25 protein-coding genes are annotated in these 26,017 nt (G+C 71.6%); 12 read left to right on the top strand and 13 right to left on the bottom strand.

Annotated features, from left to right (window positions below; translation table 11 throughout):
- Positions 1–2: 2 nt before the first annotated feature.
- Positions 3–1,190: an acetyl-CoA C-acetyltransferase gene (locus CLV68_RS23945; protein WP_121393153.1), complete on the bottom strand. Its 1,188-nt coding sequence runs from the start codon at positions 1,188–1,190 to the stop codon at positions 3–5.
- 132 nt (positions 1,191–1,322) lie between these two features.
- On the opposite strand from CLV68_RS23945, the gene mce reads away from it, so the two are divergent.
- Complete coding sequence (mce, locus tag CLV68_RS23940; protein ID WP_121393152.1) at positions 1,323–1,769, top strand: methylmalonyl-CoA epimerase; 447 nt, start codon at positions 1,323–1,325, stop codon at positions 1,767–1,769.
- An 18-nt stretch (positions 1,770–1,787) separates the two neighbouring features.
- Here the strand turns inward: mce and CLV68_RS23935 are convergent, their stop codons facing one another.
- The 4 genes from CLV68_RS23935 to CLV68_RS23920 all read right to left on the bottom strand — a co-directional run bounded on the left by CLV68_RS23935 (position 1,788) and on the right by CLV68_RS23920 (position 6,755).
- Complete coding sequence (locus CLV68_RS23935; protein WP_121393151.1) at positions 1,788–3,248, bottom strand: peptide MFS transporter; 1,461 nt, start codon at positions 3,246–3,248, stop codon at positions 1,788–1,790.
- A 205-nt stretch (positions 3,249–3,453) separates the two neighbouring features.
- Positions 3,454–4,632, bottom strand: coding sequence for a chromosome segregation protein (locus tag CLV68_RS23930; RefSeq protein WP_121393150.1), 1,179 nt, complete (start codon positions 4,630–4,632; stop codon positions 3,454–3,456).
- A gap of 99 nt (positions 4,633–4,731) precedes the next feature.
- Positions 4,732–6,063: a crotonyl-CoA carboxylase/reductase gene (gene ccrA / locus CLV68_RS23925; protein ID WP_121393149.1), complete on the bottom strand. Its 1,332-nt coding sequence runs from the start codon at positions 6,061–6,063 to the stop codon at positions 4,732–4,734.
- Between the two features lie 116 nt (positions 6,064–6,179).
- On the bottom strand, positions 6,180–6,755 hold the full coding sequence (locus tag CLV68_RS23920) for a TetR/AcrR family transcriptional regulator (RefSeq protein WP_121393148.1): 576 nt from the start codon (positions 6,753–6,755) through the stop codon (positions 6,180–6,182).
- A gap of 57 nt (positions 6,756–6,812) precedes the next feature.
- Between CLV68_RS23920 and CLV68_RS23915 the strand changes: the two genes are divergently transcribed.
- Complete coding sequence (locus CLV68_RS23915; protein WP_121393147.1) at positions 6,813–7,220, top strand: VOC family protein; 408 nt, start codon at positions 6,813–6,815, stop codon at positions 7,218–7,220.
- Positions 7,221–7,231: 11 nt separating this feature from the next.
- Here CLV68_RS23915 and CLV68_RS23910 read toward each other — a convergent pair whose 3' ends face one another.
- The gene (locus CLV68_RS23910) at positions 7,232–7,672 is read right to left on the bottom strand and encodes a nucleoside deaminase (RefSeq protein ID WP_211346744.1); all 441 of its coding nucleotides are present in this window, start codon (positions 7,670–7,672) and stop codon (positions 7,232–7,234) included.
- Between the two features lie 94 nt (positions 7,673–7,766).
- Between CLV68_RS23910 and CLV68_RS23905 the strand changes: the two genes are divergently transcribed.
- Positions 7,767–8,219, top strand: coding sequence for a universal stress protein (locus tag CLV68_RS23905; RefSeq protein WP_121393145.1), 453 nt, complete (start codon positions 7,767–7,769; stop codon positions 8,217–8,219).
- 621 nt (positions 8,220–8,840) lie between these two features.
- On the opposite strand, the gene CLV68_RS23900 is transcribed toward CLV68_RS23905, so the two are convergent.
- From CLV68_RS23900 to cobT, 3 genes are all read right to left on the bottom strand, one after another.
- Positions 8,841–9,569: an alpha/beta fold hydrolase gene (locus tag CLV68_RS23900; RefSeq protein WP_121393144.1), complete on the bottom strand. Its 729-nt coding sequence runs from the start codon at positions 9,567–9,569 to the stop codon at positions 8,841–8,843.
- Positions 9,570–9,578: 9 nt separating this feature from the next.
- Entirely contained in the window at positions 9,579–10,184 is a 606-nt protein-coding gene (locus CLV68_RS23895) for a hypothetical protein (protein ID WP_147460144.1), read from the bottom strand.
- A 748-nt stretch (positions 10,185–10,932) separates the two neighbouring features.
- Positions 10,933–12,033: a nicotinate-nucleotide--dimethylbenzimidazole phosphoribosyltransferase gene (cobT, locus tag CLV68_RS23890; RefSeq protein ID WP_121393142.1), complete on the bottom strand. Its 1,101-nt coding sequence runs from the start codon at positions 12,031–12,033 to the stop codon at positions 10,933–10,935.
- Between the two features lie 73 nt (positions 12,034–12,106).
- On the opposite strand from cobT, the gene CLV68_RS23885 reads away from it, so the two are divergent.
- From CLV68_RS23885 to CLV68_RS23875, 3 genes are read left to right on the top strand one after another with little or no spacing between them, the layout of a single operon-like run.
- Entirely contained in the window at positions 12,107–12,307 is a 201-nt protein-coding gene (locus tag CLV68_RS23885; protein WP_092776837.1) for a hypothetical protein, read from the top strand.
- Between the two features lie 45 nt (positions 12,308–12,352).
- Entirely contained in the window at positions 12,353–12,643 is a 291-nt protein-coding gene (locus CLV68_RS23880) for a hypothetical protein (protein WP_121393141.1), read from the top strand.
- Between the two features lie 9 nt (positions 12,644–12,652).
- Positions 12,653–13,357, top strand: coding sequence for an alpha/beta hydrolase (locus CLV68_RS23875; protein ID WP_121393140.1), 705 nt, complete (start codon positions 12,653–12,655; stop codon positions 13,355–13,357).
- 1,424 nt (positions 13,358–14,781) lie between these two features.
- Here CLV68_RS23875 and CLV68_RS23870 read toward each other — a convergent pair.
- Both CLV68_RS23870 and CLV68_RS23865 read right to left on the bottom strand, forming a co-directional pair.
- Complete coding sequence (locus CLV68_RS23870; RefSeq protein WP_121393139.1) at positions 14,782–15,882, bottom strand: branched-chain amino acid aminotransferase; 1,101 nt, start codon at positions 15,880–15,882, stop codon at positions 14,782–14,784.
- A gap of 74 nt (positions 15,883–15,956) precedes the next feature.
- Complete coding sequence (locus tag CLV68_RS23865; protein ID WP_147460143.1) at positions 15,957–17,162, bottom strand: hypothetical protein; 1,206 nt, start codon at positions 17,160–17,162, stop codon at positions 15,957–15,959.
- A 176-nt stretch (positions 17,163–17,338) separates the two neighbouring features.
- Between CLV68_RS23865 and CLV68_RS23860 the strand changes: the two genes are divergently transcribed.
- Positions 17,339–18,835 carry a leucyl aminopeptidase gene (locus CLV68_RS23860; protein ID WP_121393137.1) on the top strand — a complete coding sequence of 499 codons (1,497 nt, stop codon included), beginning with the start codon at positions 17,339–17,341 and terminating at the stop codon, positions 18,833–18,835.
- A 59-nt stretch (positions 18,836–18,894) separates the two neighbouring features.
- On the opposite strand, the gene CLV68_RS23855 is transcribed toward CLV68_RS23860, so the two are convergent.
- Positions 18,895–19,230, bottom strand: coding sequence for an oxidoreductase (locus tag CLV68_RS23855; protein WP_092776849.1), 336 nt, complete (start codon positions 19,228–19,230; stop codon positions 18,895–18,897).
- Positions 19,231–19,432: 202 nt separating this feature from the next.
- Here CLV68_RS23855 and lpdA point away from each other — a divergent pair, with 202 nt between their 5' ends.
- From lpdA to lipB, 5 genes are all read left to right on the top strand, one after another.
- The gene (gene lpdA, locus CLV68_RS23850; RefSeq protein WP_121393135.1) at positions 19,433–20,803 is read left to right on the top strand and encodes a dihydrolipoyl dehydrogenase; all 1,371 of its coding nucleotides are present in this window, start codon (positions 19,433–19,435) and stop codon (positions 20,801–20,803) included.
- Positions 20,804–20,868: 65 nt separating this feature from the next.
- The gene (sucB, locus tag CLV68_RS23845; protein WP_121393134.1) at positions 20,869–22,626 is read left to right on the top strand and encodes a 2-oxoglutarate dehydrogenase, E2 component, dihydrolipoamide succinyltransferase; all 1,758 of its coding nucleotides are present in this window, start codon (positions 20,869–20,871) and stop codon (positions 22,624–22,626) included.
- Between the two features lie 108 nt (positions 22,627–22,734).
- Positions 22,735–23,610, top strand: a complete 876-nt coding sequence (locus tag CLV68_RS23840; RefSeq protein ID WP_121393133.1) for a TIGR01777 family oxidoreductase — start codon at positions 22,735–22,737, stop codon at positions 23,608–23,610.
- Positions 23,607–24,215 (top strand): phosphatase PAP2 family protein, encoded by a 609-nt coding sequence (locus tag CLV68_RS23835; RefSeq protein WP_121393132.1) that lies wholly within the window; start codon positions 23,607–23,609, stop codon positions 24,213–24,215. Before CLV68_RS23840 ends, CLV68_RS23835 begins: the two co-directional genes overlap by 4 nt.
- Positions 24,212–24,934 (top strand): lipoyl(octanoyl) transferase LipB, encoded by a 723-nt coding sequence (lipB, locus tag CLV68_RS23830; RefSeq protein WP_121393131.1) that lies wholly within the window; start codon positions 24,212–24,214, stop codon positions 24,932–24,934. The genes CLV68_RS23835 and lipB overlap by 4 nt, the downstream gene beginning before the upstream one ends.
- Before the next feature lie 440 nt (positions 24,935–25,374).
- On the opposite strand, the gene CLV68_RS34195 is transcribed toward lipB, so the two are convergent.
- Positions 25,375–26,016: a hypothetical protein gene (locus CLV68_RS34195; protein ID WP_170224552.1), complete on the bottom strand. Its 642-nt coding sequence runs from the start codon at positions 26,014–26,016 to the stop codon at positions 25,375–25,377.
- Position 26,017: the final 1 nt, after the last annotated feature.

Here is a 26,017-nt window from a genome sequence, read left to right as displayed (position 1 = left end):
GGCTAGACCTTCGGCACGCTGATGATCAGTGCGTCGCCCTGGCCACCGCCGCCGCACAGGCCCGCGGCACCGATGCCGCCGCCGCGCCGCTTGAGCTCGTAGGCCAGGTGCACGACCAGGCGAGCACCGGACGCCCCGATCGGGTGACCGAGGGCGATCGCGCCGCCGTTGACGTTGACGATCTCCGGGTCGACACCCAACTGGCGGGTGGAGACCACGCCGACCGCGGCGAACGCCTCGTTGATCTCGACCAGGTCGAGGTCGGTGGCGGCCAGGCCCTGCTTGGCCAGCGCGGCCTTGATGGCGTTGGACGGCTGCTCGTGCAGGCTCGCGTCCGGCCCGGCGACCACGCCGTGCGCGCCGATCTCGGCGATCCAGCTCAGGCCCAGCTCCTCGGCCTTGGCCTTGCTCATCACCACGACCGCGGCGGCGCCGTCGGAGATCTGCGAGGCGGACCCGGCGGTGATGGTGCCGTCGCTGGCGAACGCGGGCCGCAGCTTGGCCAGTCCCTCGGCGGTGGTGTCGGCCCGCACGCCCTCGTCGGTGTCGAACACGACCGGGTCACCCTTGCGCTGCGGGATGCTCACCGGGGCGATCTCGTCGGCGAGGCGACCGGCGGAGATGGCCTCGGCGGCGCGCTGGTGCGAGGTGGCGGCGAAGGCGTCCTGCTCCTCGCGGGAGATGCCGTAGCGGGAGTTGTGCTTCTCGGTCGAGGCGCCCATCGCGACCTGGTCGAAGGCGCAGAACAGGCCGTCGTGCGCCATGTGGTCGAGCAGGGTCACGTCGCCGAACTTGAAGCCGGAGCGGGACTTGGGCAGCAGGTGCGGCGCCTGGGTCATCGACTCCTGCCCACCGGCGACCACGATCTCGAACTCGCCCGCGCGGATGAGCTGGTCGGCCAGCGCGATCGCGTCGAGGCCGGAGAGGCAGACCTTGTTGATGGTCAGCGCGGGGACGTCCATCGGGATGCCCGCGGCGACGGCGGCCTGGCGCGCCGGGATCTGGCCCGCGCCCGCGGTGAGGACCTGGCCCATGATCGTGTACTGCACCTGTTCCGGTCGCACGCCCGCGCGCTCCAGGGCTGCCTTGATCGCGACGCCGCCGAGCTGAGCGCCGGTGAAGTCCTTGAGCGAGCCGAGCAGGCGACCGATCGGGGTGCGGGCCCCGGCGACGATGACGGATCCGGACACAGCGGTCTCCTAAGCGATGCGAACGGGCGTTAACGTGGACCATACCCGCGGTCACGCGGTTTGCCACGTGCCGGTGTGAGCAGCCGCACAGGCCCTGGTTACCCATCAGTAGGAAGGGCGTATCCTCACGTCATGCGCGATGTAGTCGCTCCCTTTGTCGTGGCCGTCGACCACGTCGGAATAGCCGTTCCCGACCTCGACGCCGCTATCGCCTTCCACCGCGAGCACTTCGGCCTGGAATCCGTGCACGAGGAGGTCAACGCCGAGCAGGGCGTGCGCGAGGCGATGCTGCGCGCGCCCGGCGACGACGGATCGGGGACCGCGATCCAGCTGCTGGCGCCGCTGGACGAGAACTCCACGATCGCCAAGTTCATCGGGCGCAACGGCCCCGGGCTGCAACAGCTCGCCTACCGGGTGACCGACGTCGTGGCCGCCGCCGACGCCCTGCGCGCCGCGGGTCTGCGGTTGCTCTACGACGAGCCCAGGCGCGGCACCAGCGACAGCCGGGTCAACTTCGTGCACCCGAAGGACGCGGGCGGGGTCTTGGTCGAACTGGTGGAACCCGCTCCCGGGCACTAGATGCCCGGGAGCGGGCCTCTAGCGGACGCCGTTCATCAGCTTGCGCACGAACGGGGTCAGCACGGCCATGACCACACCGAGGCCGATCGCGACCGCGCCGAGGATGCCGAAGTAGGTGGGCTCGGAGTCAGCGGTGTAGTACTCGGCGAGCGCACCGGCGACGGAACTGCCCAGTGCCAGCGACAGGTAGAACAGTGCGACCATCTGCGCGGTGTATGCGCGCGGGGCCAGCTTGGTCGACAGCGACAGTCCTACCGGCGACAGGCAGAGCTCACCGAGCACGAAGATGATCAGGACTAGGACCAACAGCAGCGGCGGGACGACATGCTCGCCCTCGATGAACCCCAGCATTGCCATCACCAGGAACGCGACGCCCATCGCGCCGACGCCCATGGCGAACTTCACCGGGGTGGACGGCTGGCGGTCGCCGAGGCGCACCCACAGCGCGGCGAACACCGGGGCCAGCAGCACCACGAACAGCGGCTCGACCGAGTTGAACCACGACGGCGGGATCTGCCAGCCGAACAGGTCGAGGTCCACCCGCTCCTCGGCGTAGATCGCCAGCACGGTGAACTGCTGCTGGAACAGCGACCAGAACCCGAAGCTCACCAGGAACATCGGGATGAACGCCAGCACGCGCTGCCGCTCCACCCGGTCGACCTGGCGACTGAGCAGCAACACCGCGAACAGCGTGACCGCCGCGGCGGCGATCACCCAGGTGACTACGGTGGCCAGGTTGTCGGCGTCGACCACACCGGTCAACACGAGGACGACGACGGCCGCGATCCCGACCGCGATGGCACCGAACGCGCGCAGCTTCCCCGGACCGTCGAGCGGGTTGGGCACGACCTTGCCGGACTCGGGGAGGTTCTTGCGCCCCAGGGTGTACTGCGCCAACCCGACCGCCATCCCGACCGCGGCGAGACCGAAACCCCAGTGGAAGCCCAGGCGGGTCTGCAGGAGCCCGGTCAGCAGCGGGCCGACCAGGGCACCGATGTTGATGCCCATGTAGAAGATGGAGAACCCGGCGTCCCGGCGCTCGTCACCGTCCTCGTAGAGCGCGCCGACGAGCGTGGTCGCGGTCGCCTTCAACCCACCAGACCCGATCGCGACGCAGACGAGTCCCACCGCGACACCCGCGACGCCGGGCAGCACCGCGAGCCCGACGTGGCCGACGAGGATGAGGACCCCGCTGTAGAACAGGGTCCGCTCCGGCCCGAACAACCGGTCCGCCACCCACGACCCGGCGATGGTCGCCAGGTAGACCGACCCCCCGTACGCCCCCACGATCCCCGCCGCGGTCGCCTTGTCGAGCGCTAGCCCACCCTCGGCGACGGAGAAGTACAGGTAGTACAGCAGGATCGCCTGCATGCCGTAGTAGGAGAACCGCTCCCACATCTCCGTGCCGAAGAGGTTCGCCAACCCCCGCGGGTGCCCGAAGAACCCTCGCTCCTGCCCGACCCCGTTAGCGCTGCTCACGGTCTGTCCTTTTCACCCCGGCATGGCCACGCCGCCACACATCAACCGCCCACAACATGCCCCGCCCCCACCCCCCTGACACGTGCCGTACCCCACCCGGAAACCTCCCCCAGCCTGTCTCCCACCGTCACGTTCGGCATCCCTTCCGTGAACGCCAACAAGCCCGGCGTCACCGGACACCGGGCTTGCGGGACGGAGAGCGGAACTAGCGGCGAGCCGCCGGGCGCTTGGGCTGGGGGGCCGGGCGGACGAGTTTCTGGGTGCGGTCGGCCGGGGAGGCGGCGGGGGTGGACGACTCCGCGGGGCGGCCCTGGGGGGCGGCGGGGGCGCGTTCCGGTTCGACCTCGGCCGGTTCCCAGTGTTCCTTCGGCGGGCCGACGACCGGCTTCATGGCCTGGGTGGGGGACTCGTCGGCGGGGCTGCCGTCGATGGTCTTCGGGGGTGTGACGCGTTCCTCGGGGAGCGGGTCGAGGACCGGGGCGGCGTCCGCGAGTTGGACGTGGGCGTCGGCGATGAGGTCGCGGGCCGAGTGGAGCTGGTCGGCGACGCGGGAGCGCAGGGCGCGCAGGGCCGCGACGCGCTGGGCGGCGTGGCTGATGCGGCGGTTGGCCTCCTCGGTGGCCTCGCGCACCCGGCGGTGGGCCTCGCTGGTGGCTTCCTGCAGGCGGGCGGTGGCCTCGGTCGCGGCGTCGTGGCGGCGGCGGTTGGCCTCCTCGGTTGCCTCGCGGACCCGGCGCTCGGCCTCGGACTTGCTGGTGGCCTCCTGCTCGGCCAGCGCGCGCATCGCCTCGGTGCGGCGGGCCGACATCGCGATGTCGAAGTCCTCCTCGACCGTGGTGCGGCGCCGCTCGGACTCGGCCTCCAGGCGGGCGGCCTCGGCGCGGGCGGTGCCGACGGTCTGCTCGGCGTCGGCGCGGGCCTTGTCCACGATGCCGCGGTGCTCGGCCTCCATGGCCGCGCGGCGCGCGTCGAGCTCGGCGATGAGGCCCTCGTAGCGCTGTCGCAGCGCACCGGCGTCGGCCTCGGCCTTGGCGCGGATGCCGTTGGCCTCGGCGTCGGCGCGGGAGCGGGTCTCCTGGGCTTCCTCGGTGGCCAGCCGCAGCATCCGCTGCAGGCGCTCGCTCAGCCCTTCCAGGGTGGTCGGCGGCTGGGAGAGCCGGTCGATCTGGCCGCGCAGGTCGCTGAGGTCGCCGCGCGCGGACTCGAGCTGCTTGGCCAGGTCGGTCGCCTGCGAGACGGCGGCGTTGCGGTCGGCGTGCAGCAGCTGCAGTTCGGCGTCGAGCCGCTCGAGGTGCTCTTCCACCTGCGCGCGGCTGTAGCCCCGCTTGGTGATGTCGAAACCGGCACCGAGCGGTACAAGATCGCGTTCCTCACCCAAGCCCATGCGCCCACGCTACCTGCATCGGATAGACCACTTACGGGTAGATCGGTGAGTGGTGCTCCCCGGCGGCCACCTGCCCAACGGGTGGCCGCCGGGGAGCGGTCACACGCCGCGGAAGCGGTTGATGGCGTCCAAGTGCCGTTCCCGCTTGGCCTGGTCGCGAACGCCGAGCCCCTCTTCCGGCGCCAGGCACAGCACACCGACCTTGCCCTGGTGGGCGTTGCGGTGGACGTCGAGCGCGGCCTGCCCGGTCTCGGCGAGCGGGTAGGTCTTGGACAGCGTCGGGTGGACCAAACCCTTGTCGATCAACCGGTTCGCCTCCCAGGACTCGCGGTAGTTGGCGAAGTGCGAGCCGATGATCCGCTTCAGGTTCATCCACAGGTACCTGTTGTCGTACTGGTGCAGGAACCCGGAGGTGGACGCGCAGGTGACGATCGTGCCGCCGCGCCGTGCCACGTAGACCGACGCGCCGAAGGTCTCCTTGCCGGGGTGCTCGAAGACGATGTCCGGGTCCTCGCCGCCGGTCAGCTCGCGGATCCTGGCGCCGAACCGCTGCCACTCGCGCGGGTCCTGGGTGTGCTCGTCCTTCCAGAACCGGTACCCCTCGGCGCTGCGGTCGATGACCAACTCGGCGCCCATCTTGCGCGCGATGTCCGCCTTCTCCTTGCTGGACACCACACACACCGGGATAGCACCACCGTTGAGCGCGAACTGGGTGGCGTAAGAGCCGAGGCCGCCGGACGCGCCCCAGATGAGCACTACATCGCCCTGCTTCATGGCCGCGCCGTTGCGGGAGACCAGCTGCCGGTACGCGGTGGAGTTGACGAGCCCCGGTGACGCTGCCTCTTCCCAGGTCAGGTGCGCGGGCTTGGGCATGAGCTGGTTGGACTTGACCAGCGCCAGCTCGGCCAGGCCGCCGAAGTTGGTCTCGAAGCCCCAGATGCGCTGCTCGGAGTCCATCATCGTGTCGTCGTGGCCGTCCGGGCCCTCCAGCTCGACGCTGAGGCAGTGCGCGACGACCTCGTCACCGGGCTTCCAGTTGTGCACGCCGGGACCGGTGCGCAGCACGACACCGGCCAGGTCGGAGCCGACCACGTGGTAGGGCAGGTCGTGCCGCTTGGCCAGCGGGGAGACGCGGCCGTAGCGCTCCAGGAACGTGAAGGTGGAGACCGGCTCGAAGATCGAGGTCCACACGGTGTTGTAGTTGATCGCGCTGGCCATGACCGCGACGAGCGCCTCGCCGGGCCCCAGCTCGGGGGTGGCGACCTCGTCGAGGTGCAGCGACCGGCGGGGGTCCTTGTCCCGCGCGGCCAGGCCGTCGAACATCCCGACCTCGTCGGCGTGCACGGTGATCCCGCGGTAGTGCTCCGGTACCGGCAGCGCGCCGACGGCTTCCCGCTCGCCTGCCTGGATCGCGTCGAGGATCTCCTGCACGGCGGACCTCCTGGGGTTCGTCGGACCTGCGGTGCAGCGGGACGTTACTCATGAGTAGCGATTCAGAGCGCCCCGATGTGACTGACAGCACGGCGACCCGTTGTCGTCCACTGTGGTCACTCGGCTCGCGGGACGACCTTGTCCACCAGTGCGTCGATCAACGCCGCCACGGCTTCGCGGCCCAGGAAACCGGGCAGGGTGAGGTGCTCGACGATCAACCCGGTCATCACGACGTGGAGCAGCTCGACGGTCGTCCGGTCGCCGGGCAGGCCGGCGCCGAGGTGGAAGGCGATGTTGTCACACAGGCCGCGGGTCATGGTGTCGGTGAACAACGCCGCGAGTTCGGGCTTGCGCGTGGACTCCAGCCGCAGTTCGAGCAGGGCCAGGTGTCCGGCCCCGTCGGCGACCGCCCGGTCGAGGATGTCGCGCATGAACCGGGCGACGAGTTCGCGATCCCGGGGCAGCCGCATCCTGGCCTCGACCTCGGCGGGGTCGGGCGCGAGGCGGACGAAGACGTGGGCACCAGCGGCGGCGAGCAGGGCGTCCCTGCTGGCGAAGTAGTTCGACGTCGTCCCCGCCGGGACTCCCGCCTTGGCGTCGACGGCGCGGAATGTCAGGCCGCGGGCGCCCTCTTCGGCGAGGACGTCGATGGCGGCGTCGGCGAGCGCGATCCGCCGAGCGGGGTTGGGCATGGAACCTCCTTGACCACTACGGTTACAGTACTACAAGCGTAGTGGAAGGAGCGGGGTATGCGGTTCAGCAGGTTCGCGGTGGCGTTCATGGTCGACGACCCGGCGGCGTGCCGGGACTTCTTCGTGCACCACCTGGGCGCGACCGTCACGGTCGACCTGGGCTGGTACGTCGACCTGGGACACCCGGACGACCCGTCGTTCATGGTCGACTTCGTCCAGCGCGACCACCCGGCGATGCCACCGCAGGTGCGCGTGACGACGGCCGGGACAGTGCTGGCGTTCGTCGTCGACGACGCCCGGGCGCTGGAATCCGAACTGCTCGCCGCCGGGGTGCAGGTCGTGGCGGGATGCCGGGACGAACCCTGGGGCCAGCGGCACTTCTTCGTCGCCTCGCCGGGTCCGGTGGTGGAGTTCGTGCAGCAGATCGCCCCCGACCCGGTGTGGATGGCGACCAACGGCTTGTGACCCGAGCCGGGTCAGCGGCCGATGTCCTCGTACCAGAGGTCGGGGTGCTCGGCGATGAAGGCGGTCATCATCCGGACGCAGCCGAGGTCGTCGAGGATCGTCACCGCGACCCCGTGTTCGGCCAGCCAGTCGTGGCCGCCGGTGAAGGTGCGGGACTCGCCGATGAGGACGGCCGTGATGCCGAACTGGCGGATCAGGCCGCTGCAGTACCAGCACGGGGACAGCGTCGTGACCATCGTCGTGCCGCGGTAGGAGCGGCGGCGGCCCGCGGCGCGGAAGGCGGCCGTCTCGCCGTGGATGGTCGGGTCGTCGTCCTGGACCCGGCGGTTGTGGCCACTGCCCCACAGGTCGCCGTCCGGGCCGAACAGCGCGGCGCCGACCGGGACGCCTCCGGAAGCACGGCCCGCCTCGGCCTCCCGGACCGCCACGGCCAGCATCTCGACAGGTGTCATGTGCCCCCCAGGTGTGACCCGGATCCCGCTACCCCTGGCTTGATCGGTCGTTGTCCTGGTTAAGTCTACTGGCAAGTAGCCAACGGGAGGGACTATGACCGCCTACCAGACCGTGGTCGTCGGCACCGACGGCTCCGACTCGTCGTTGCGCGCCGTCGAGCGCGCCGCCGCGATCGCCGCCGACACCGGGGCGACCCTGGTCATCACCTCCGCCTACCAGCCCAGAGCGGGCCGGGACGTGGAACGCGCCCAGGACGCCCTCGGCGCCGACGTCGCCTACCAGGTCGTCGGCTCGGCCCCGGCGGAGGAGTCGGTGCGCGCCGCCGCCGAACGCGCCAGGAGAGCGGGCGCCACCACCATCGACACCGTCGTCATCGCGGGCGACCCCGTCCCCGCCCTGGCCAAGGTCGTCGCCGACCACAACGCCGACCTGCTCGTCGTCGGCAACCGCGGCCTCAACACCCTCGCGGGCCGCATCCTCGGCTCGGTCCCCGCCGAAACCGCCCGCAAATCCACCGTCGACGTCCTGATCGTCCACACGACCTGACCCCGCCCACCCAACCCCCGCAGCCCCCCACGACCCCCGAAACCACCGCCTCGCGCGCGCGGTCCCGACCCGGCCCAGCCCCCACCCACACCGGGGGGCGTCCCAGTGCCCAGTCTACCGGCACCCCCCGACAGTCGATCTTGAAACAGGGTCGCCCAAGATCCAGATGTGGATAACTTCTGTCGCTGAACCGGGTGAATGTTCGCGCGCGGCCAGGCCGAAAGGCGGAACGGGTCGGCTCGGGCGGTGAGCCCACGAACAGGTGGCGAGCCGTCACGGAGAGGGGCGCGAGACGATCAACAGGCTGGTCACGGTCGCGCGATCGGGGGCAGATTCCCTCGACAAGGGTCTGGCCATAGCACTGGGTGATAGCGCAGACTTCAGCACCCGCGCACGGAGACCGGTCTCGGTGCGCGGTCACCCAGGGGTCGGACGCGGCGTGCCGCGGCTGGACCACCAGGGCCGCGGTCGGCCGCGTACCGGAAAAGGAGCACGTGGCGATATCCGAGGTGCCCCGCACCCCTGCAACCGGACTCCGGTCCGCGGCGGCGGCGCGTCTCGGACGGAGCGGACCACCCCCGGTCCGAGCCCTTGTGGGCGGGGCTCGGACCGGGGAACCTCCTACCGAACCGAGGCCAGCCAAGGCCCGACGGCGGCGGCGAACGCCTCCGGCGCCTCTACCGGCGGCAAGTGACCAACGCCCGGTAGGACTACCAGCGATCCGCGCGTGAGGTCAGCCAGTTCCTCCCCCAGCGACACCGGCATCAGACCGTCAGCGTCGCCGTGCACGACGAGCGTGTCGACGTTGGCCGCGCGCAGCGTGTCCCGCGAGTCCGGTCGAGCCATCATCGCGCGTTGTGTCCACGCGACGGTCTCGGGTGACTGCTCCTCTAGCCATTCACGGACCTGCCCGTGGACGGCAGCACTACCGAGGACAGGCAGCATGGTGTCCGCGAGCCACGGCACGATGCCCTCTCTCTCGGCACGTTCAGCGATGGCGAGTCGGTTAGCCGCGGCTTCCTCCGTATCGGCAGGGGCCTTGGTGTCGACGAACAACAGACCTGACACCCGCTCGGGCGCCGCCCGCAACAAGGCCATCGCGACATATCCGCCCATGGAGCAGCCGCCGATGACCGCGCGGTCGATGGCCAGGGAGTCCAGCAGCGCGATCGCGTCGGCCGCGACCACGTCCAGCGACGGGACGGCGGTGCCGAGCGGTGACCTGCCGAACCCGCGCTGATCCGGCGTGATCACCCTGGCGTGCTCGGCGAGTGCGTCGCGCACCCCGTCCCACATGCGGGCGTCGAGCGGGAAGGCGTGGAAGAGGACCAGTGGCTGCACGGTGCCCATCCTTACCGCTCAGCCCTCGGTCAACTGCCCGGCGGTGACCCGGCGCACCGCGTCGTCGCCGGTGAGCTCGGCCCGGTGGTGCGGGTTGGCCAGGTAGAACCGCAGCGCGTGCAGGACGACGAGCTGGTCGAGGTCGAGGGTCCGCATCGGCACCGCGCACACCAGGTCCGGACCGAACTTGACCGCCACCTTGCGCATCCGGTCCCCGGTGACGTCGTGGTCGCGCGCGGCGAACCCGAGGTAGTTCTGGCTCAACGCCCCCTTGGACCGCCCGACCCGCAGCGCCAGCGGCCGCACCTCGGTGATCGACGCCCACGGCACCCGGACGACCGGCCGCACCCAGGTCAGCACCACGTGCTCGGGGGTGAGCACGATCCCGGAGTCGCGCTGCTTCCTCGTCAACGCGAACACCCCGGCGGCGAGCAGCAACAAGCCGAGCAGCCCGAGCACCACCCCACCGACCACCGCGAGCCCACCGCCCCCCGCGATCAGCAGCCCACCCGGCACCGCGAGCCCCAGCCCCACCAGGACCAACACCACCCCAGCCGCCACCGTCGCAGGCCGAGTCGGCAACAACAACCCCGCCGCCCCCTCGGCCTCGACGGTCGCGACCACCCCGCTCGGCACCCCCGCCGGGTTCGGTGATCCATCGGTCCTACGCCAGGGCTGGGGACACGGCAAGGCATGCACTCGATCCATGATGACCATGGAATCGCACGAGACCCCCCTCTCGCCAGCCACCACGAACCCCCCATCCGTTATCCGCACCAAACGGCTGAGCCCCACCATCCCGGTCAACCACCCCGGGCCACACCCCCTCCCCCACCCGCCCCGACACCGCGGCCCCACTCCTCAACCCCGCACCCACCCCAACCCCGCACGCCCCTCAGAAACCGACCCGCACCCACCACGGCCCAATCCTGGATGCCCCCGGACCAGGAATCTCACCTCAGCCAGCCGCGCACCAACCCAAACGAGACCCCGGCTGCAACCCCGAACACCAGCCCACGAGAGCGTCCACCAAGGCGAAACCCCGGAAGCCGCCACAACCCAGCCCACGGCGAACCACCTCAGCCCAGCCGCTGCCCCAGAACCCTCACTCCGCGTTCGCCCACCGCGAACCCGCTCGCAAAACCCGCCCCACCCCGCGCACCACGCCCCGACCAAGATCCACTCCGCGGCCGGGGCCCACCCTCCCGGGGGCCGGGGGCCCATTCCTGAACCTATCGAACCTGGTGGTTTGTCAATAGGGGCCCGGCGGAGGCTGTGGATGGTTTGAAGGGTTGTGGACAAACGCGGGGAAATGGAGCTGGAAGTGTTGCGCTGCACCAAGCAGCGAGCGGCAGGCTGTGTGGGGAGTGGGTTAGCGCCAGCCGCCGTTGCGGCCGTTTTCGTCTACTGCGGCGGGGAGGCGGATGTCGCCCTCGGTGACGCCCGCGTCGCCGAAGGTGGACATCTCGGCGAGGATCCGGGCGGCCATGGTGAGCAGGGGGAGGGCGGCGATGGCGCCGGTGCCCTCGCCGAGGCGCAGGTCCAGGTCGAGGATCGGGGTGAGGTCCAACTGCTCGAGCACCAGGGCGTGCGCGGGCTCGACCGACCGGTGACCGGCCACCCACCACTCCGAGGCGCCCGGGGCCAGTTCCTCGGCGACCAAGGCAGCCGCGCCGGAGACCAGGCCGTCGAGGATGACGGGGGTCTTGCGGACGGCGGCCTGGGCGAGGAACGCGGCCATGGCGGCGATGTCGGCACCGCCGACGGTCCTCAGCAACGCGACCGGGTTGGCGCTGACCCGGCGGGCGCGGCGCAGGCCGTCGCGGATGGCGACCGCCTTGCGCATCCACGCCTGGTCGTCGATGCCCGTGCCGCGACCGACCACCGCGACCGGTTCGCTGCCGGAGAGCGCGGCGATGATGATCGAGGCCGGGGTGGTGTTCGCGATGCCCATGTCGCCCGCGACCAGCAGGTCGGCGCCCCCGTCGACCTCCTCGTCGGCGATGGCGCGGCCCGCGGCGATGGCGGCGTAGATCTCGTCGTCGGTGAGCGCGTCCACCCGGTCGACCGAGCCGGACGAGCGGCGGACCTTGTGCGCGGTGACCTGCTCGGGGAACTCCGCGTCGGTGTCCACCCCCAGGTCGAGCACGCGCACGGTCGCACCGGCCACGGCGGCCATCACGTTGATCGCGGCACCGCCGGTGAGGAAGTTGGCGACCATCTGGCCGGTCACCTCGGCCGGGAACGCCGACACCCCCTGTGCGGCGACGCCGTGGTCACCGGCGAACACGACGACCCGCGGCCGGGCGAACGGCCGCGGCGGGCATTGGCCCTGGCAGGCCGCGACCCACACGCCCAACTCCTCCAGCCTGCCCAGCGACCCGGCGGGCTTGGTGAGCGTCAAGTGGCGCGCCACAGCCTCCCGGTGCGCCTGCGCGTCCGGGGTCGGGATGTGGGGGAACTCGGTGCTCACCGTGCTACCTCCGCGTGCTCATGGTGGGGTCCACCAAGAGCCTGCCAGATCACTCCTGGGCTACCGTGACCTGGTGAGCTTGCGCTGGCGCTATGAGGACGCATCGGGCAACCCGGTCACCGGTCCGGACGTGGGGTTCGCCGACCAGGACGCCGCCGAGGCGTGGTTCGGCGACGCGTGGGCCGGGCTGCTCGCGGCCGGGGTGGAGCAGGTCGTGCTGCTCGACGGCGCCGACGAGGTGTACGGGCCGATGAGCCTGCGCCCGCCCGCCTGAGACGGTCACCCGGTTCTCACCCGCCCTCGCCTAACCTGGTGACCTGTGCCGCGCCGCAACAATTCCCGTCGAGACGACGAGCCACGCCCCCTCGGCGGTGGCCTCGGCAGCCAGCGCGTCGAGTCGGGCGGTGACGGCGACTGGCAGGTCCGGCACATCCCCGGCGCGCAGGCCACGAAGGTGTACCGCTGCCCCGGCTGCGACCACGAGATCCGGCCGGGCACCCCGCACCTGGTCGTGTGGCCCGCGCAGGAGTACGGGTCGGTGGAGCAGCGCAGGCACTGGCACCCGCACTGTTGGAACTCCCGCGCCCGCCGCCCACCCGGTCGGTGGTGAGATGGGCGGGTGACGAGGATCGGACCGAACACAGTCCTACCTGCCCGCCGCACTCCGGTGGTCCTAACGGCTGCCGACGGTGAACGCCTCGCCGGAGAGTTGGCGCTACCGGCGGAGACAGATCCGACCGCGACCGTTGTGCTGGTGCACCCGAATCCGACCGGCGGCGGGTCGATGGACACTCACCTGATCCGCAAGGCCGCCGCCCGGCTCCCCGCGCTCGCGGGCATCGCCACGTTCCGGTTCAACACACGCGGCACGGTGAGCGAGTCCGGCACCAGCACCGGCACCCACGACGACGGGGGCGCCGAGCGGCACGACATCGACGCCGCGCTCGCGTTCGTGGCAGAGGCGGGACTGCCGGAGGTCTGGCTCGCGGGCTGGTCGTTCGGCACGGACCTGGTGCTCATGCACGGCCTGCGCCCGACGGTGGCAGGCGCGCTGCTGCTGGCCCCCACCCTGCGCCGCAGCCAACCCGAACACCTCGCCGCGTGGGCCGGATCCGGCAAACCCCTGCGCTGCCTCATCCCCGAGTTCGACGACTACGTCCGCCCCGACGCCGCCCGCACCCACTTCGCCGCCATCCCCCAGGCCGAGGTAATCCCCTTCCCCGCCTGCAAACACCTCTTCGTAGGCCACGCCGACCCGGCCTTGGACGCCCTGGTAGACCTCGTGGCCCCGCACATCCCCCCCCCCCCCCCCCGCGAGTGGTAACCCCAGCCCCCCGCCCCACCTCTCACGCCACGCCGACTCTCTAACCCCGCACCGGCCTTCCAGCCCCACACCGGCACTCATGCACTCCCTGCACCGCAGCGGCGCTCTTGCCCCGCACCAACTTCTTCACCCTCACGCCAGCCTCCATGGCCCGCCCCGCGCCAGGAGCGGCCAACGCCGCGCCAACTCCCCTGCCCCGCACCAGCCCCTGCCTTGCATTGCTTCCTTGCCCTGCGCCAGCGCCCCCAGCCACACGCCAACTCCCCCACTTCGCGCAGGCTCCCCCGCCCCGCATCAGCCCCTGCCGTGCGTTGGCTTCCTTGGCCCACGCCGACTCCTCCCACCTCACGCTGGCTCCCCCTGCCCCACGCCAACCCCCTACCGTCCGTTGGCTTACTTACCCCGCGCCAACTCCTCCCACCTCGCACTGGCTCCCCAGCCCCACACCACGCCCCTGTCCTGTGCTGGCTCCCCTGCGCCTCACCAGCCCCTGCCCGGCCAACTTGCCTCCGTGCTGGCCCCCTGCCTCGCACCAGCCTCCACGGCCACGTGCAGGCTCCCTGTCTCGCACTGGCTCTCTTACCCCACCTGGCCAGATTGACCTACGCCAGCCCTCTTGCCTGCATCGACTCTCGTACCTCACGCCAGCCTTGTTGCGCCAAGCTGGCACCCCTTTGCTCCACGCGAGCTCTCTTACCCCGCGCCAACCTCCTCGCCTCGCGCTGCTCGCTACTTCACGCAAGCCTCTTGCCTCGCCTGGCCCTGTTGCCCCACGCAAGACCCTCTTGCCCCACAACGGTTCTCTTGTTCCAGGCTGACACTCTTGCCCGCGCGGGCCCTCTTACCTCACGCCGGTTCCATTACCTCACGACGAATCTCTTGCCCCACGCTGAATCTCCTGCCCCGCAATGGTTCTTTCCCCACGCCGACATCCTTACCCCAGGCGGATCTCTTACCCCAGGCTGATTCTCGTACTCCAGGCTGACACTCTCGCCCCACGCTGGTTCACTTATCCAGCACCAGCGCTCACACGCCACACCCGGCTCCAGCCCCCGCCGAACCCGCTTCGCGCGCGCACGCCAGTCCGGCCCCAGCCCCCACCCTCTCCGGGGGGCGTCCCAGGTCCCAGCCTACCGGCACCCCCCGACAAACGATCTTCACACCGGCCGCCGAAGATCCACATGTGGATAACTTCTGTCCCTGAACCGGGTGAACCTCAAGACGAACCAGCCAGAGAAGCACCTGGTCAGACGCAGATGGCCACAGCGAGAGCGGCGCCCGGAGGCAAGTCGTTCGCGTGGAGATCAACTAGAGCACCAAGGCGCCCGATGAAGTCCACAGTGGACAGAAGACGACGAGCGAACGTACCGCGCCCCCGGTCTCGACGGAGCAAGACCGGGGGCGCGGCAAGAACAAGACCAGGATCAGCTCAGCGTGGTCAGCCAACCCCGGGTGTCGGTCGAACCGCCGCGCTGGAGGGTGGTCAGGGTTTCGCGGAGTTGGGTGGTCACCGGCCCGGTGGCGCCGCCGCTGATGGAGAAGTCGCCGTCGGCGTGTTTGACGTGGCCAACGGGAGTGATCACCGCGGCGGTGCCGCAGGCGAAGACCTCGGTGAGTTCGCCCGAGTCGGCCTTCTTCTCCCATTCCTCGGTGGAGATGCGGCGTTCCTCGACGCCGTAGCCGAGGTCGGCGGCCAGGGTCAGCAGGGAGTCGCGGGTGATGCCGGGCAGCAGGGCGCCGGACAGCTCAGGGGTGACGACCCTGGCGTCGGCGCCGGTGCCGAGGACGAAGAACAGGTTCATGCCGCCCATCTCCTCGACCCAGCGGCGTTCCACCGCGTCGAGCCAGACGACCTGGTCGCAGCCCTTCTCGGCGGCCTGGGCCTGGGCGACCAGGGACGCGGCGTAGTTGCCTGCGAACTTGGCCGCGCCGGTGCCGCCCGGGGAGGCGCGCACGTACTCGGTGGACAGCCACACCGTGACCGGCTTGACACCGCCCGCGAAGTAGGCGCCAGCCGGGGAGGCGATGGCGACGTAGAGGTACTCGTTGGACGGGCGCACGCCGAGCGCGGCCTCCGTCGAGATCATGAACGGCCGCAGGTACAGCGACTCCTCCGCCTGCTCCGGCACCCAGCGGGCGTCGGCGGCGACCAGTTCGCGCAGCGAGGCGAGGAAGAGGTCCTCCGGCAGTTCCGGCATCGCCAGGCGGCGGGCGGAGGCGTTGAACCGGGCGGCGTTGGCCTCGGGGCGGAAGGAGGCGATCGAGCCGTCGGGCTGGCGGTACGCCTTGAGCCCCTCGAAGATCGCCTGACCGTAGTGCAGGACCATCGCGGAGGGATCCAGGGTGATCGGCCGGTACGGCTCGACCCTGGCGTCCTGCCAGCCCTCGTCGCCGGTGTGGCGGATGGTCACCATGTGGTCGGTGAAGAACTGCCCGAAGCCCGGCCTGGCGAGTACCTCCGCAACCCGCTCCGGGGTCGCCGGGTCTGGGTTGGGGGTCCGCGTGAACGGCAGCGTAGGCGTCATACCTGAGCACAGTATCCGCTGATGGGCCAGCGGAAAATCGGTATCCCGATGCTCGGACGCCCGACTACCTGACGTCACTCAGGCGGGTCGGCCACCGCGGCCCGGCGGACACGCAGCGTGCACAGTCCGACGCCGATGAACAGCACGACCACCGCCGCCAGCAACGAGCCCGTCGAGATGTTGACGCCGACCACGACGCTGAGCGCGAGCCCGCAACACCCCGTCGGCACCCACGAAGACCGCTGGGGTCGGGCGAGCGTGCGCGCCGCCGAGTTGAGGAACGCCGCGGCCCCCAGCAACAGGGTCGCGGCGATGGCCACCGCCGTCGCGGGGTCGACCATCAGGGCGACAGCGGAAGCGGCCACCGCGGTGATCAGGTGGCGGCGCGTGGCAGCGGCGGCGGGCAACTCGCCTGCCTCGACGAGATCCGTCAGCCCTGCCCCGGCGCCGGAGAGCAGCGTCCGCACCGCCAGCAGCGCGCCCACGAGGATCCCGGCGGTGAGCATCGGGTCGATCGCGGCACCGTCGGCGGCGGCGAGGGCGTCCCGCAACGGGGTGGGTGACAGCCCCAGTCGTGGTCCGCCGAGTTGGCGCAGCGCCGCGACGCACACCAGGAGGTAACCCACAGCCACCACGACGACCGCGACGATCCCGACCCGCGCCCGGGTGCCGACAGCGCGCTCGACGCCCAGGAAGCCGAAGGCGAAGAGGCCAGCGGCGGCGATCACGCCGGTGGGATCATCGGACCCCGGGGTGCCCGCGGTCGCGGCGACGGCTTGCTGGACGGGCTCGATGGCCAGCCCCGTTGTCACGAACACGGCCAGAGTGACGATCGTCACACCTGCGATTACCCACCGCGACGGAGCCGAGAAGGCCACCCGGCCTAACGCCAGCGCGGCCACCACCACGACCACCCCGACGGCGGCTACCTTCGGTTGCGATGGCGCCAGGTAGGCGCCCGCGGTCCCGGCGACCGCGGCGGCGCCGACCACCCGACCGCCGATGTCGAGCACGCCTGCCATCCGTCCCGGTAGGACACCCAGTCGGGTTCTGACATGCGCGGAAACCCCGGTGAGACAAGACTGGGCGGCAAGATCGGCGAGCGACACCGCGGTCAGCAGGGCCACAAGCCCGGCCAGCACCACCCCGGCCACCGACCACCACCCGGCGGCAGCGGCGGCGGGCGCGCACACCAGCGGTGCCCCCGCACCGAGGGCGGCCGCGGCGGCGGCAGGCACCCTAGTCCAGGCGGCACCGCGGACCTGTCCCATCGCTGTCACGGGCACAACCGTGCCAGACACGCGCCGTGATCTCCATCCGACCACTGGTTGAAAGCCGCGACCAACTCGTTAGCATGCGTCATTACCTGGCCGTAGGACCCCCCGGACCAGGGTCCGTGACAGTCCCACGAGGACTCCGGCCCGGTCCACCAGAGCGACATCCGAGGAGCACACCTGTGACCGCCCCCAAGCTGGCCCTGGCCACCACACCGGTAGCGCAGGCCCCCGTCGACGCGATCGTCGTCGGCACCGTCCAGAACGGCTCCGGTGCCGCGCTCGCCGCGGGCGCCGAGGCGGTGGACGAGGCGTTCGAGGGAAACCTGGCCGAGGTGCTTGCCGCGCTTGGCGCCACCGGCAAGGCGGACGAGGTCGTGAAGGTCCCGACCCTGGGCAAGCTCAAGGCGCGCCTGGTCGTCGCCGCGGGCCTGGGCAAGCAGGCCGAGGACGGGTCGATCACCCCCGAGCAGGTGCGCCGCGCCTCCGGTGCCGCCGCCCGCGCGCTCGGTTCCAGCAAGCACGTGGTCAACACCCTGTCCACTGTGGACCTTCAGGCCGCCGTCGAGGGCACCGTCCTGGGCGCCTACGCCTTCTCCACCTACAAGTCCGACGCCGCGGGCGCGGAACTGGCGAAGGTCGACCTCGCCGCACCCGCCGAGGGCAGCACCAAGGAGCACCGGGCCACCCTCAAGGCGGCGACCGCGATCGCCGAGGCCGTCACCACCGCCCGCGACCTGGTCAACACCCCGCCCAACGACCTGTACCCGGCCTCGTTCGCCGAGCGCGCCACCGCGCTGGCCAAGGAGGCCGGCCTCGAGGTCGAGGTGCTCGACGAGAAGGCGCTGCGCAAGGCGGGCTTCGGCGGCATCCTCGGCGTCGGCGGCGGCTCGGCCCGCCAGCCGCGGCTGGTGCGCATCACCTACAAGGGCGCCAAGGCGCGCAAGCGGGTCGCCCTGGTCGGCAAGGGCATCACCTTCGACACCGGCGGCATCTCGATCAAGCCCGCGCCCAACATGGAGGTCATGAGCTCCGACATGGGCGGCGCGGCGGCGGTGATCGCCGCGGTCGTGCTGGCCGCGAAGCTCAAGTACCCGCTGCACGTCACCGCGACGGTGCCGATGGCGGAGAACATGCCCTCCGGCGACGCCTACCGCCCCGGCGACGTGCTGACCATGTACGGCGGCAAGACCGTCGAGGTGCTCAACACCGACGCCGAGGGCAGGCTGATCCTGTCCGACGCCATCGTGCGCGCCGCCGAGGACGCCCCGGACTACCTGATCGAGACCTCCACGCTGACCGGCGCGCAGCCGATCGCGCTGGGCAACCGCACCGCGGGCGTGATGGGCTCCGACGAGTTCCGCGACCGGGTCGCCGAGATCGCGCGCGCCACCGGCGAGGGCGGCTGGGCGATGCCGCTGCCGGAGGAGCTGCGGGCGGACCTGGACTCGCGGCTGGCCGACCTGGCCAACGTCACCGGGCACCGCTGGGGCGGCATGCTCGCGGCGGGCATCTTCCTGCGCGAGTTCGTCCCGGCGGGCCTGCCGTGGGCGCACATCGACATCGCGGGCCCGTCGTACAACGTCGGCGGCCCGTACGGGTACACCCACAAGGGCGGCACGGGCGTGCCGGTGCGCACCATCGCGGCCGTGCTGGCCGACATCGCCGAGAACGGCTGAGTCGACAACGGCTGAACACAGGGCTGAGCGGGGGGCGGGTGCGGTCGCGCACCCGCCCCTCAGCCCTTGCCCTGCCGCTTCTGCCGCGCCATGTAGTCGCGCATCCGCTGCGGGTAACCGACCCTGGCGACCTCGTAGACCGGGATGCCGCGCTTCTTGCCGAAGTCGAGTGCCGCGTCGAAGTCCGGGATCCGCCGCCTGGTCCACTCGCCGTCGTGCGCGACGAGCACCACAGTCGTGTCCGTCACGTTCGTGCGGGGCTCGACGTACGCCTCCACGCCGTGCCTGCTGCCCGCCCACTCGTCCAGGTGAGCGGTGTCCTGCTTGGTCGCCGAGCGCAGCACGCCCGGCTTCTGCTTCCTGCGCAGCGAGTCGAACAGACCCACTTGTGCCACCTCCGCTATCCGTCTCCGCTACCACCATTGTCCCCGACCCCGATCGGGGTACCGGGGAGTAACCCGAACAGGGGTCTGGGACACCCCGGCCACCTCGCAGGCGTGGCCCGCGTAGTGACAAGATGTCTTGTGGTGGCTGGCGGGGTCCGCGACCACGCCACGCACCGGCACCACCGTCGCTGTCGTTCGTCGAGGAGATCCCGTGACTGACACCTCCGCTGACCTTGTGATCCTGGGTGGCGGGTCCGGTGGCTATGCCTGCGCCTTCCGCGCCGCAGAGCTCGGACTCTCGGTCATCCTGGTGGAGAAAGACAAGGTCGGGGGCACCTGCCTGCACCGCGGCTGCATCCCGACCAAGGCGCTGCTGCACGCCGCCGAGGTCGCCGACAACGCGCGCGAGGGCGACCGGTTCGGGGTGAAATCCTCCCTCGAGGGAATCGACATCCAGGGCGTCAACTCCTACAAGGACGGTGTCGTCTCCGGGCTCTACAAGGGGCTCCAGGGCCTCTTTAAAGCGAATAAGGTGACCGTCGTCGAGGGCACCGGCAGCTTCGTCGGCCCGAACACCGTCGAGGTGGACGGCACCCGCTACACCGGCAAGCACGTCGTGCTCGCCACCGGCTCGTACGCGCGCTCGCTGCCCGGCCTGGAGATCGGCGGCCGGATCATCACCAGCGACCAGGCGCTCAACCTCGACTACGTGCCGAGCAAGGTCGTCGTGCTCGGCGGCGGCGTCATCGGCGTCGAGTTCGCCAGCGTGTGGCGCTCCTTCGGCGCCGAGGTGACCATCGTCGAGGCGCTGCCCCGACTGGTCCCGGCCGAGGACGAGTGGGCCGCCAAGCAGCTCGAGCGCGCCTTCCGCAAGCGCGGGATCAAGTTCAAGACCGGGGTCCGCTTCACCGGCGCCACCCAGGACGACACCGGCGTCGTGGTCAGCCTGGAGTCCGGCGAGAGCCTGGAGGCCGACCTGCTGCTGGTCGCGGTCGGCCGCGGCCCCAACAGCGCCGGGCACGGCTACGAGGAGGCCGGGCTCAAGCTCGACCGCGGCTTCGTGCTCACCGACGAGCGGCTGCGCACCAACCTGCCCGGCGTCTACGCCGTCGGCGACCTGGTGCCCGGCCTGCAGCTGGCGCACCGCGGCTTCCAGCAGGGCATCTTCATCGCCGAGGACATCGCGGGCCAGAACCCGAAGGTGATCGACGAGGCAGGCATCCCCCGGGTCACCTACTGCAACCCGGAGGTCGCCTCCGTCGGCCTGACCGAGGCGCAGGCCAAGGAGAAGTACGGCTCGGTGGAGACGCTGGTCTACGCGCTCTCCGGCAACGGCAAGAGCCAGATCCTCAAGACCAGCGGCGGCGTGAAGCTGGTCAAGTCCCCCGACGGCCCGGTGGTGGGCATCACCCTGGTCGGCGAGCGGGTCGGCGAGCTGATCGGCGAGGCGCAGCTGATCTACAGCTGGGAGGCCACCCCCGAGGACGTCGCCCCGCTGGTGCACGCCCACCCCACCCAGAACGAGTCCCTCGGCGAGGCGTTCCTCGCCCTCGCGGGCAAACCCCTGCACGTGCACGGCTGACCATGGTCGGTTCAGCCCCAACCCGCCCATCAGCCAAGCAGCAAGCACGAGGAGTCTGAACAACCATGGCGTTCTCCGTTGAGATGCCCGCCCTCGGTGAGAGCGTCACCGAGGGCACCGTCACCCGCTGGCTCAAGCAGGAGGGCGACACCGTCGAGCTCGACGAGCCGCTGGTCGAGGTCTCCACCGACAAGGTCGACACCGAGATCCCCTCGCCCGCCGCAGGCGTGCTGCAGAAGATCGTCGCCGCCGAGGACGAGACGGTGGCGGTCGGCGCGCAGCTGGCCATCATCGGCGACGGCTCGGACGCCGACTCGGGTGCACGCTCCGACTCTGATTCCGACGCCGGTGCCGAGCAGGCCCCCGAGCCCGAGGCGCAGCCGGAGCCCGCGCGGGCCGAGGCGCCCAAGCCGGAGCCCTCCGCCGACGCCCCCAAGGGCGGCAACGGCAAGGGCACCGACGTGACCATGCCCGCGCTCGGCGAGAGCGTCACCGAGGGCACCGTCACCCGCTGGCTCAAGCAGGTCGGCGACAGCGTCGAGGTCGACGAGCCGCTGGTCGAGGTGTCCACCGACAAGGTCGACACCGAGATCCCGTCGCCGGTCGCGGGCACCCTGCTGGAGATCAGCGCCGGTGAGGACGCCACGGTCGAGGTCGGCGGCAAGCTCGCGGTGATCGGCGAGGCAGGCAGCGCCCCCGCGGCGGAGCGGGCACCGGAGCCGGAGCAGGAAGCTCCCCAGCAGGAAGCCCCGAAGCAGGAGGCTCCGAAGGCGGAGCCGAAGCCCGAGGTCAAGCAGGAAGCCCCCCAGCAGGCGGCGCCCAAGGCCGAGCCCGCGCCGGTCGCCAAGGCGGAGCCGTCGAGCAACGGCGGCGGCTCCCCGTACGTGACCCCGCTGGTGCGCAAGCTCGCCGCCGAGCACGGCGTCGACCTGTCCGGGCTGTCCGGCACCGGGGTCGGTGGCCGCATCCGCAAGCAGGACGTGCTCGCCGCCGCCGAGGCCAAGAAGGCCCCGGCCCCGCAGCAGAGCGCGGCGCCCAGCACCCCGGCGCCCGCCGCGGCGTCCTCGTCGGCGCCGTCCGCGTCCACTTCGGACGCCTCGCTGCGCGGCACCACGCAGAAGCTGACCCGCCTGCGCCAGACGGTGTCGCGGCGCATGGTCGAGTCGCTGCAGACCGCGGCCCAGCTCACCCAGGTGATCGAGGTCGACGTGACCCGCATCGCCAAGCTGCGGGCCAAGTCGAAGACCGCGTTCGAGCAGCGCGAGGGCGTCAAGCTGACCTTCCTGCCGTTCTTCGCCAAGGCGGCGGTCGAGGCGCTCAAGCAGCACCCGAAGCTCAACGCCTCGATCAACGACGAGACCAACGAGGTCACCTACCACGGCGCCGAGCACCTGGGCATCGCGGTGGACACCGAGCGCGGCCTGCTCACCCCGGCCATCCGCGACGCGGGTGACCTGAGCATCAGCGGCCTCTCGCACAAGATCGCCGACCTCGCGGCGCGCACCAGGGCGAACAAGGTCACCCCGGACGAGCTGTTCGGCGCGACGTTCAACCTGACCAACCTGGGCAGCCAGGGCGCGCTGTTCGACACCCCGATCATCCAGCTGCCGCAGGTGGCGATCCTGGGTGTCGGCTTGGTCGTGAAGCGGCCGGTCGTGGTGACCGACTCCGTCGGCGACGACACCATCGCGATCCGGTCCATGGTGTACCTGGCGCTGACCTACGACCACCGCCTCGTCGACGGCGCCGACGCGGGCCGGTTCCTCACCGCGGTGAAGAACCGCCTGGAAGAGGGCGCGTTCGAGGGCGACCTCGGGCTGTAGTCGGACCTGAGCGCGAGGGCCGTCTCCCGGTGGGGGGCGGCCCTCGTCGCGTCCGGGGGTGATCGACCCGAACGTGCGGGGTGCCCGGCTGGTTGGGACGATCAGGACATGCGCGTACTCGTCGCCGGGTCGTCCGGTCTCATCGGCACCGCTCTCGTGGCCAGGTTGCGCGCGGACGGCGAAGAGGTGCTGCGGCTGGTGCGGCGCCCGGCGCAGGCACCGGACGAGCGCACCTGGGACCCGCCCGCGGGCGTGATCGCGGCGGACGCGCTGTCCGGGGTGGACGCCGTGGTGAACCTGTGCGGCGCCGGGATCGGCGACCGGCGGTGGAGCCACGCGCGCAAGCAGGTGCTGCTGGACTCGCGGGTCGAGCCGACCGAGGTGCTGGCCGCCGCGGTCGCCGAGCACGGGATCCCGGTGCTGGTGAACGGGTCCGCGGTCGGCTTCTACGGCGACACGGATGGCCCGGCTGACGAGAGCACGCCCGCGGGGTCGGGGTTCCTGGCCGAGTTGTGCGTGCGGTGGGAAGCGGCGACGGAGGCCGCGGCCGGTGCCCGGGTGGTGCTGGCGCGGTCCGGTCAGGTGCTGTCGCGGCGCGGCGGGCTGCTGGGGCGCCTGCGGCCGCTGTTCGCCCTCGGGCTCGGCGGGCGGCTGGGTGACGGCACCCAGTACCTACCGTGGATCCACGTGGACGACGAGGTGGACGCGCTGGCGTTCGTCCTGCGCAACGACATCGCCGGGCCGGTGAACCTGGTCGGGCCCGCGCCCGCCACCAACGCCGAGTTCACCCGGGCCTTCGGGGCGGTCAAATCACGGCCCGCGGTCATCCCGGTGCCCAAGGCGGCACTGCGGCTGGCGACCGGCGACTTCGCCGACGAGATCCTGCGCAGCCAACTCGTGGCGCCGAAGGTGTTGCGGGACAACGGGTTCACCTTCCGCTACGACACCGTCGACCGCGCCCTGGCCGCCACCGAGGCGCGGTGAGGCGGCTCGCGACGGCTGGCGTCCTGCTGCTCGGCGTGTTCTTCGTGCTGGGCAAGGTCGTCTCCGACGCGACACCGGGGCTGGACGTGGCGGTCGCCGACACCCTGGGCGCCGACTGGCAGGGCGGGGTCGGGCGGGTCGCGTACGCGGGCAGCCTCGTGCTCGGGCCGGTGCTGCCCGCGGTGGCGGCGCTCGGGTTGGTCGTGGCGGCGCTGGTGAACCGGGGCAGACCGCGGCTGATGGGGCTGCTGCTGCGGTGCGTGCTGCTGCTGGCGGTGTGCCGGGCGGTGTCGCTGGTCAAGCCGCTGTTCGACCGGGCGCGGCCGCGGGACTACCCGGACCTCAGCTTCCCCAGCGGGCACGTGGTGTCGGTGGCGTCGGTGGGGTTCACCGCGGTCGTGCTGTGCGCGTGGCTTGCCCGGCACCGGCTGCGGCTGGTGGTGGCGATCTCGTCGGTCGCGGTGGCGCTGGCGGCGCTGTGCCGGATCCTGCTCGACGTGCACTGGCTGACCGACGTGGTGGGCGCGACGGTGGGTGTGACGGCCGTCGGACTGCTTGCCGGGGTCGCCCTCCGGCTGCTGCCCGCGCGTACGCTAGGGCCGTGAGCACCCTCTCCTGCCGCGCCGACACCCACCCGGTCTCGGTGCGCGAAGTCGGCACCATCGACTACCACGAGGCATGGGCACTGCAGCGCGACCTGGTGGACGCGCGCGCCGACGGCACCGGCGTCGACACGCTGCTGCTGCTCGAGCACCCCTCGGTGTACACGGCGGGCAAGCGCACCACGCCCGAGGAGCGCCCGACCGACGGCACCGAGGTCGTCGACGTCGACCGCGGCGGGAAGATCACCTGGCACGGCCCGGGTCAGTTGGTCGGCTACCCGATCATCAAGCTGTCCGACCCGGTCGACGTGGTGAACTACGTGCGCCGCGTCGAGGAGGCCCTGATCGCGATGTGCGCCCACCTCGGCCTCACCACCGGCCGCGTCGAAGGCCGCAGCGGCGTCTGGCTCCCCGCGGGCGACGGCCGCCCGGAGCGCAAACTCGGCGCCATCGGCATCCGCGTCCAACGCGGCGTCACCCTGCACGGCTTCCAGATCAACTGCGACGCCGACCTCTCGGCGTTCGACACGATCGTCCCCTGCGGCATCAAGGACGCGGGCGTGACCTCCCTGACCGAGGAACTCGGCCGCCAGGTCACCGTCGCCGAGGTCCTGGCCCTGGCCCGCACCGCGATCCCCGACGCCCTCGACGGCGCACTCCCGGTCGCCGAACACTGGATCCCCCGCCCCACCGCCCCCGGCGTCACCTTCTCCCTGGCCTGATCCACCGCACCCACTACCCCGGGCAGCCCAGCCCGGGGCCCTCGCCGCGCCCTGCCGGAGGCCCTCCCCGCTCACCCCAGCCCCCACCCTCTCCGGGGGGCAGCCCCGGCTCCATTCTATCGGGTCACGGTTGCGGGGCGGGCGAGGTGGCGGAAGCTGTGGACAAGTCGGGCGTTGTGGATGGGTGCGACCTGGGGAAAGGGCGGGGGCGCGGAGGGGCGTCACCCGGGCGTGGGTTGAGTGTGGGCTGGGGTGCTCGATGTGTGGCGGGCTACGGCGACTGGGGAACGGTTAGGGAAGCCGTGCAGGGGGCGAGGCTGCGGGGGGCCGTCATCCGGGCGTAGATCAGGTACGGGCTGGGGCCGCCGGACTTGAGGCGGGCCACGGCGGCCAAGGGGTGGTCAGGGAAGCCGAACGCAGGGAAGGCACCCGGGTATAGGTCAGGTGTGGGCTGGGGTGCCCGACTTGAGGCGGGCTACGGCGACCAGGGAGTGGTCGGGGTAGCCGAGGGCGGTGAGGGGGGCGGGTGGGCCCGCGAGCCAGATGTGGCCGGTGTTGTTCAGGTGGTCGACGAGGGGGGTGGGGACGGCGGTGAGGGTGGCGTGGAGGGCGGTGCCGTCGGGGAGGGTGAGGGTGGCGGTGGCGGTGGTGAGGTCGCCGGAGTCGGTGGGCCGGGGGTCGAGGGTGGCGGGGACCCGGTGCCAGGGGCCGCGGCGGGTCAGTCGCGGTAGGCGCCATTCGGCGACGCGGCCGCCGAGGCGGGCAAGGCCGAAACCGGTCAGGCAGAACACGGCCACCAGGAACCCGACCCCGGCCGTGGTCGGCGCCTTGGCGAAGGTCACCACCGCGGCGGCGGGCCACACCAGCACCACGACCACCGCCGGGGTCATCGCCATCGCCGCCCGGACGTGCACCTCCCTCACCAGGGTCGACCGCGGCACCGCGGACAGGCGCGGGTAGGCGAGCCCAAGAGCGAACGTGGCCACCGCGGCCCCGTACACCAATCCGCGCCCCAGGTCGTGAACGGCGTACAGCACAACACTGGCCAACACGAGCACGGCCGACACCACACGAACGACCATC

Origin of the sequence: Actinokineospora cianjurensis, assembly GCF_003663795.1 — a bacterium.
Classification (GTDB): domain Bacteria; phylum Actinomycetota; class Actinomycetes; order Mycobacteriales; family Pseudonocardiaceae; genus Actinokineospora; species Actinokineospora terrae.
Note: the sequence above shows the minus strand (reverse complement) of the source record. Positions and strands in the feature narration are given on the sequence as shown.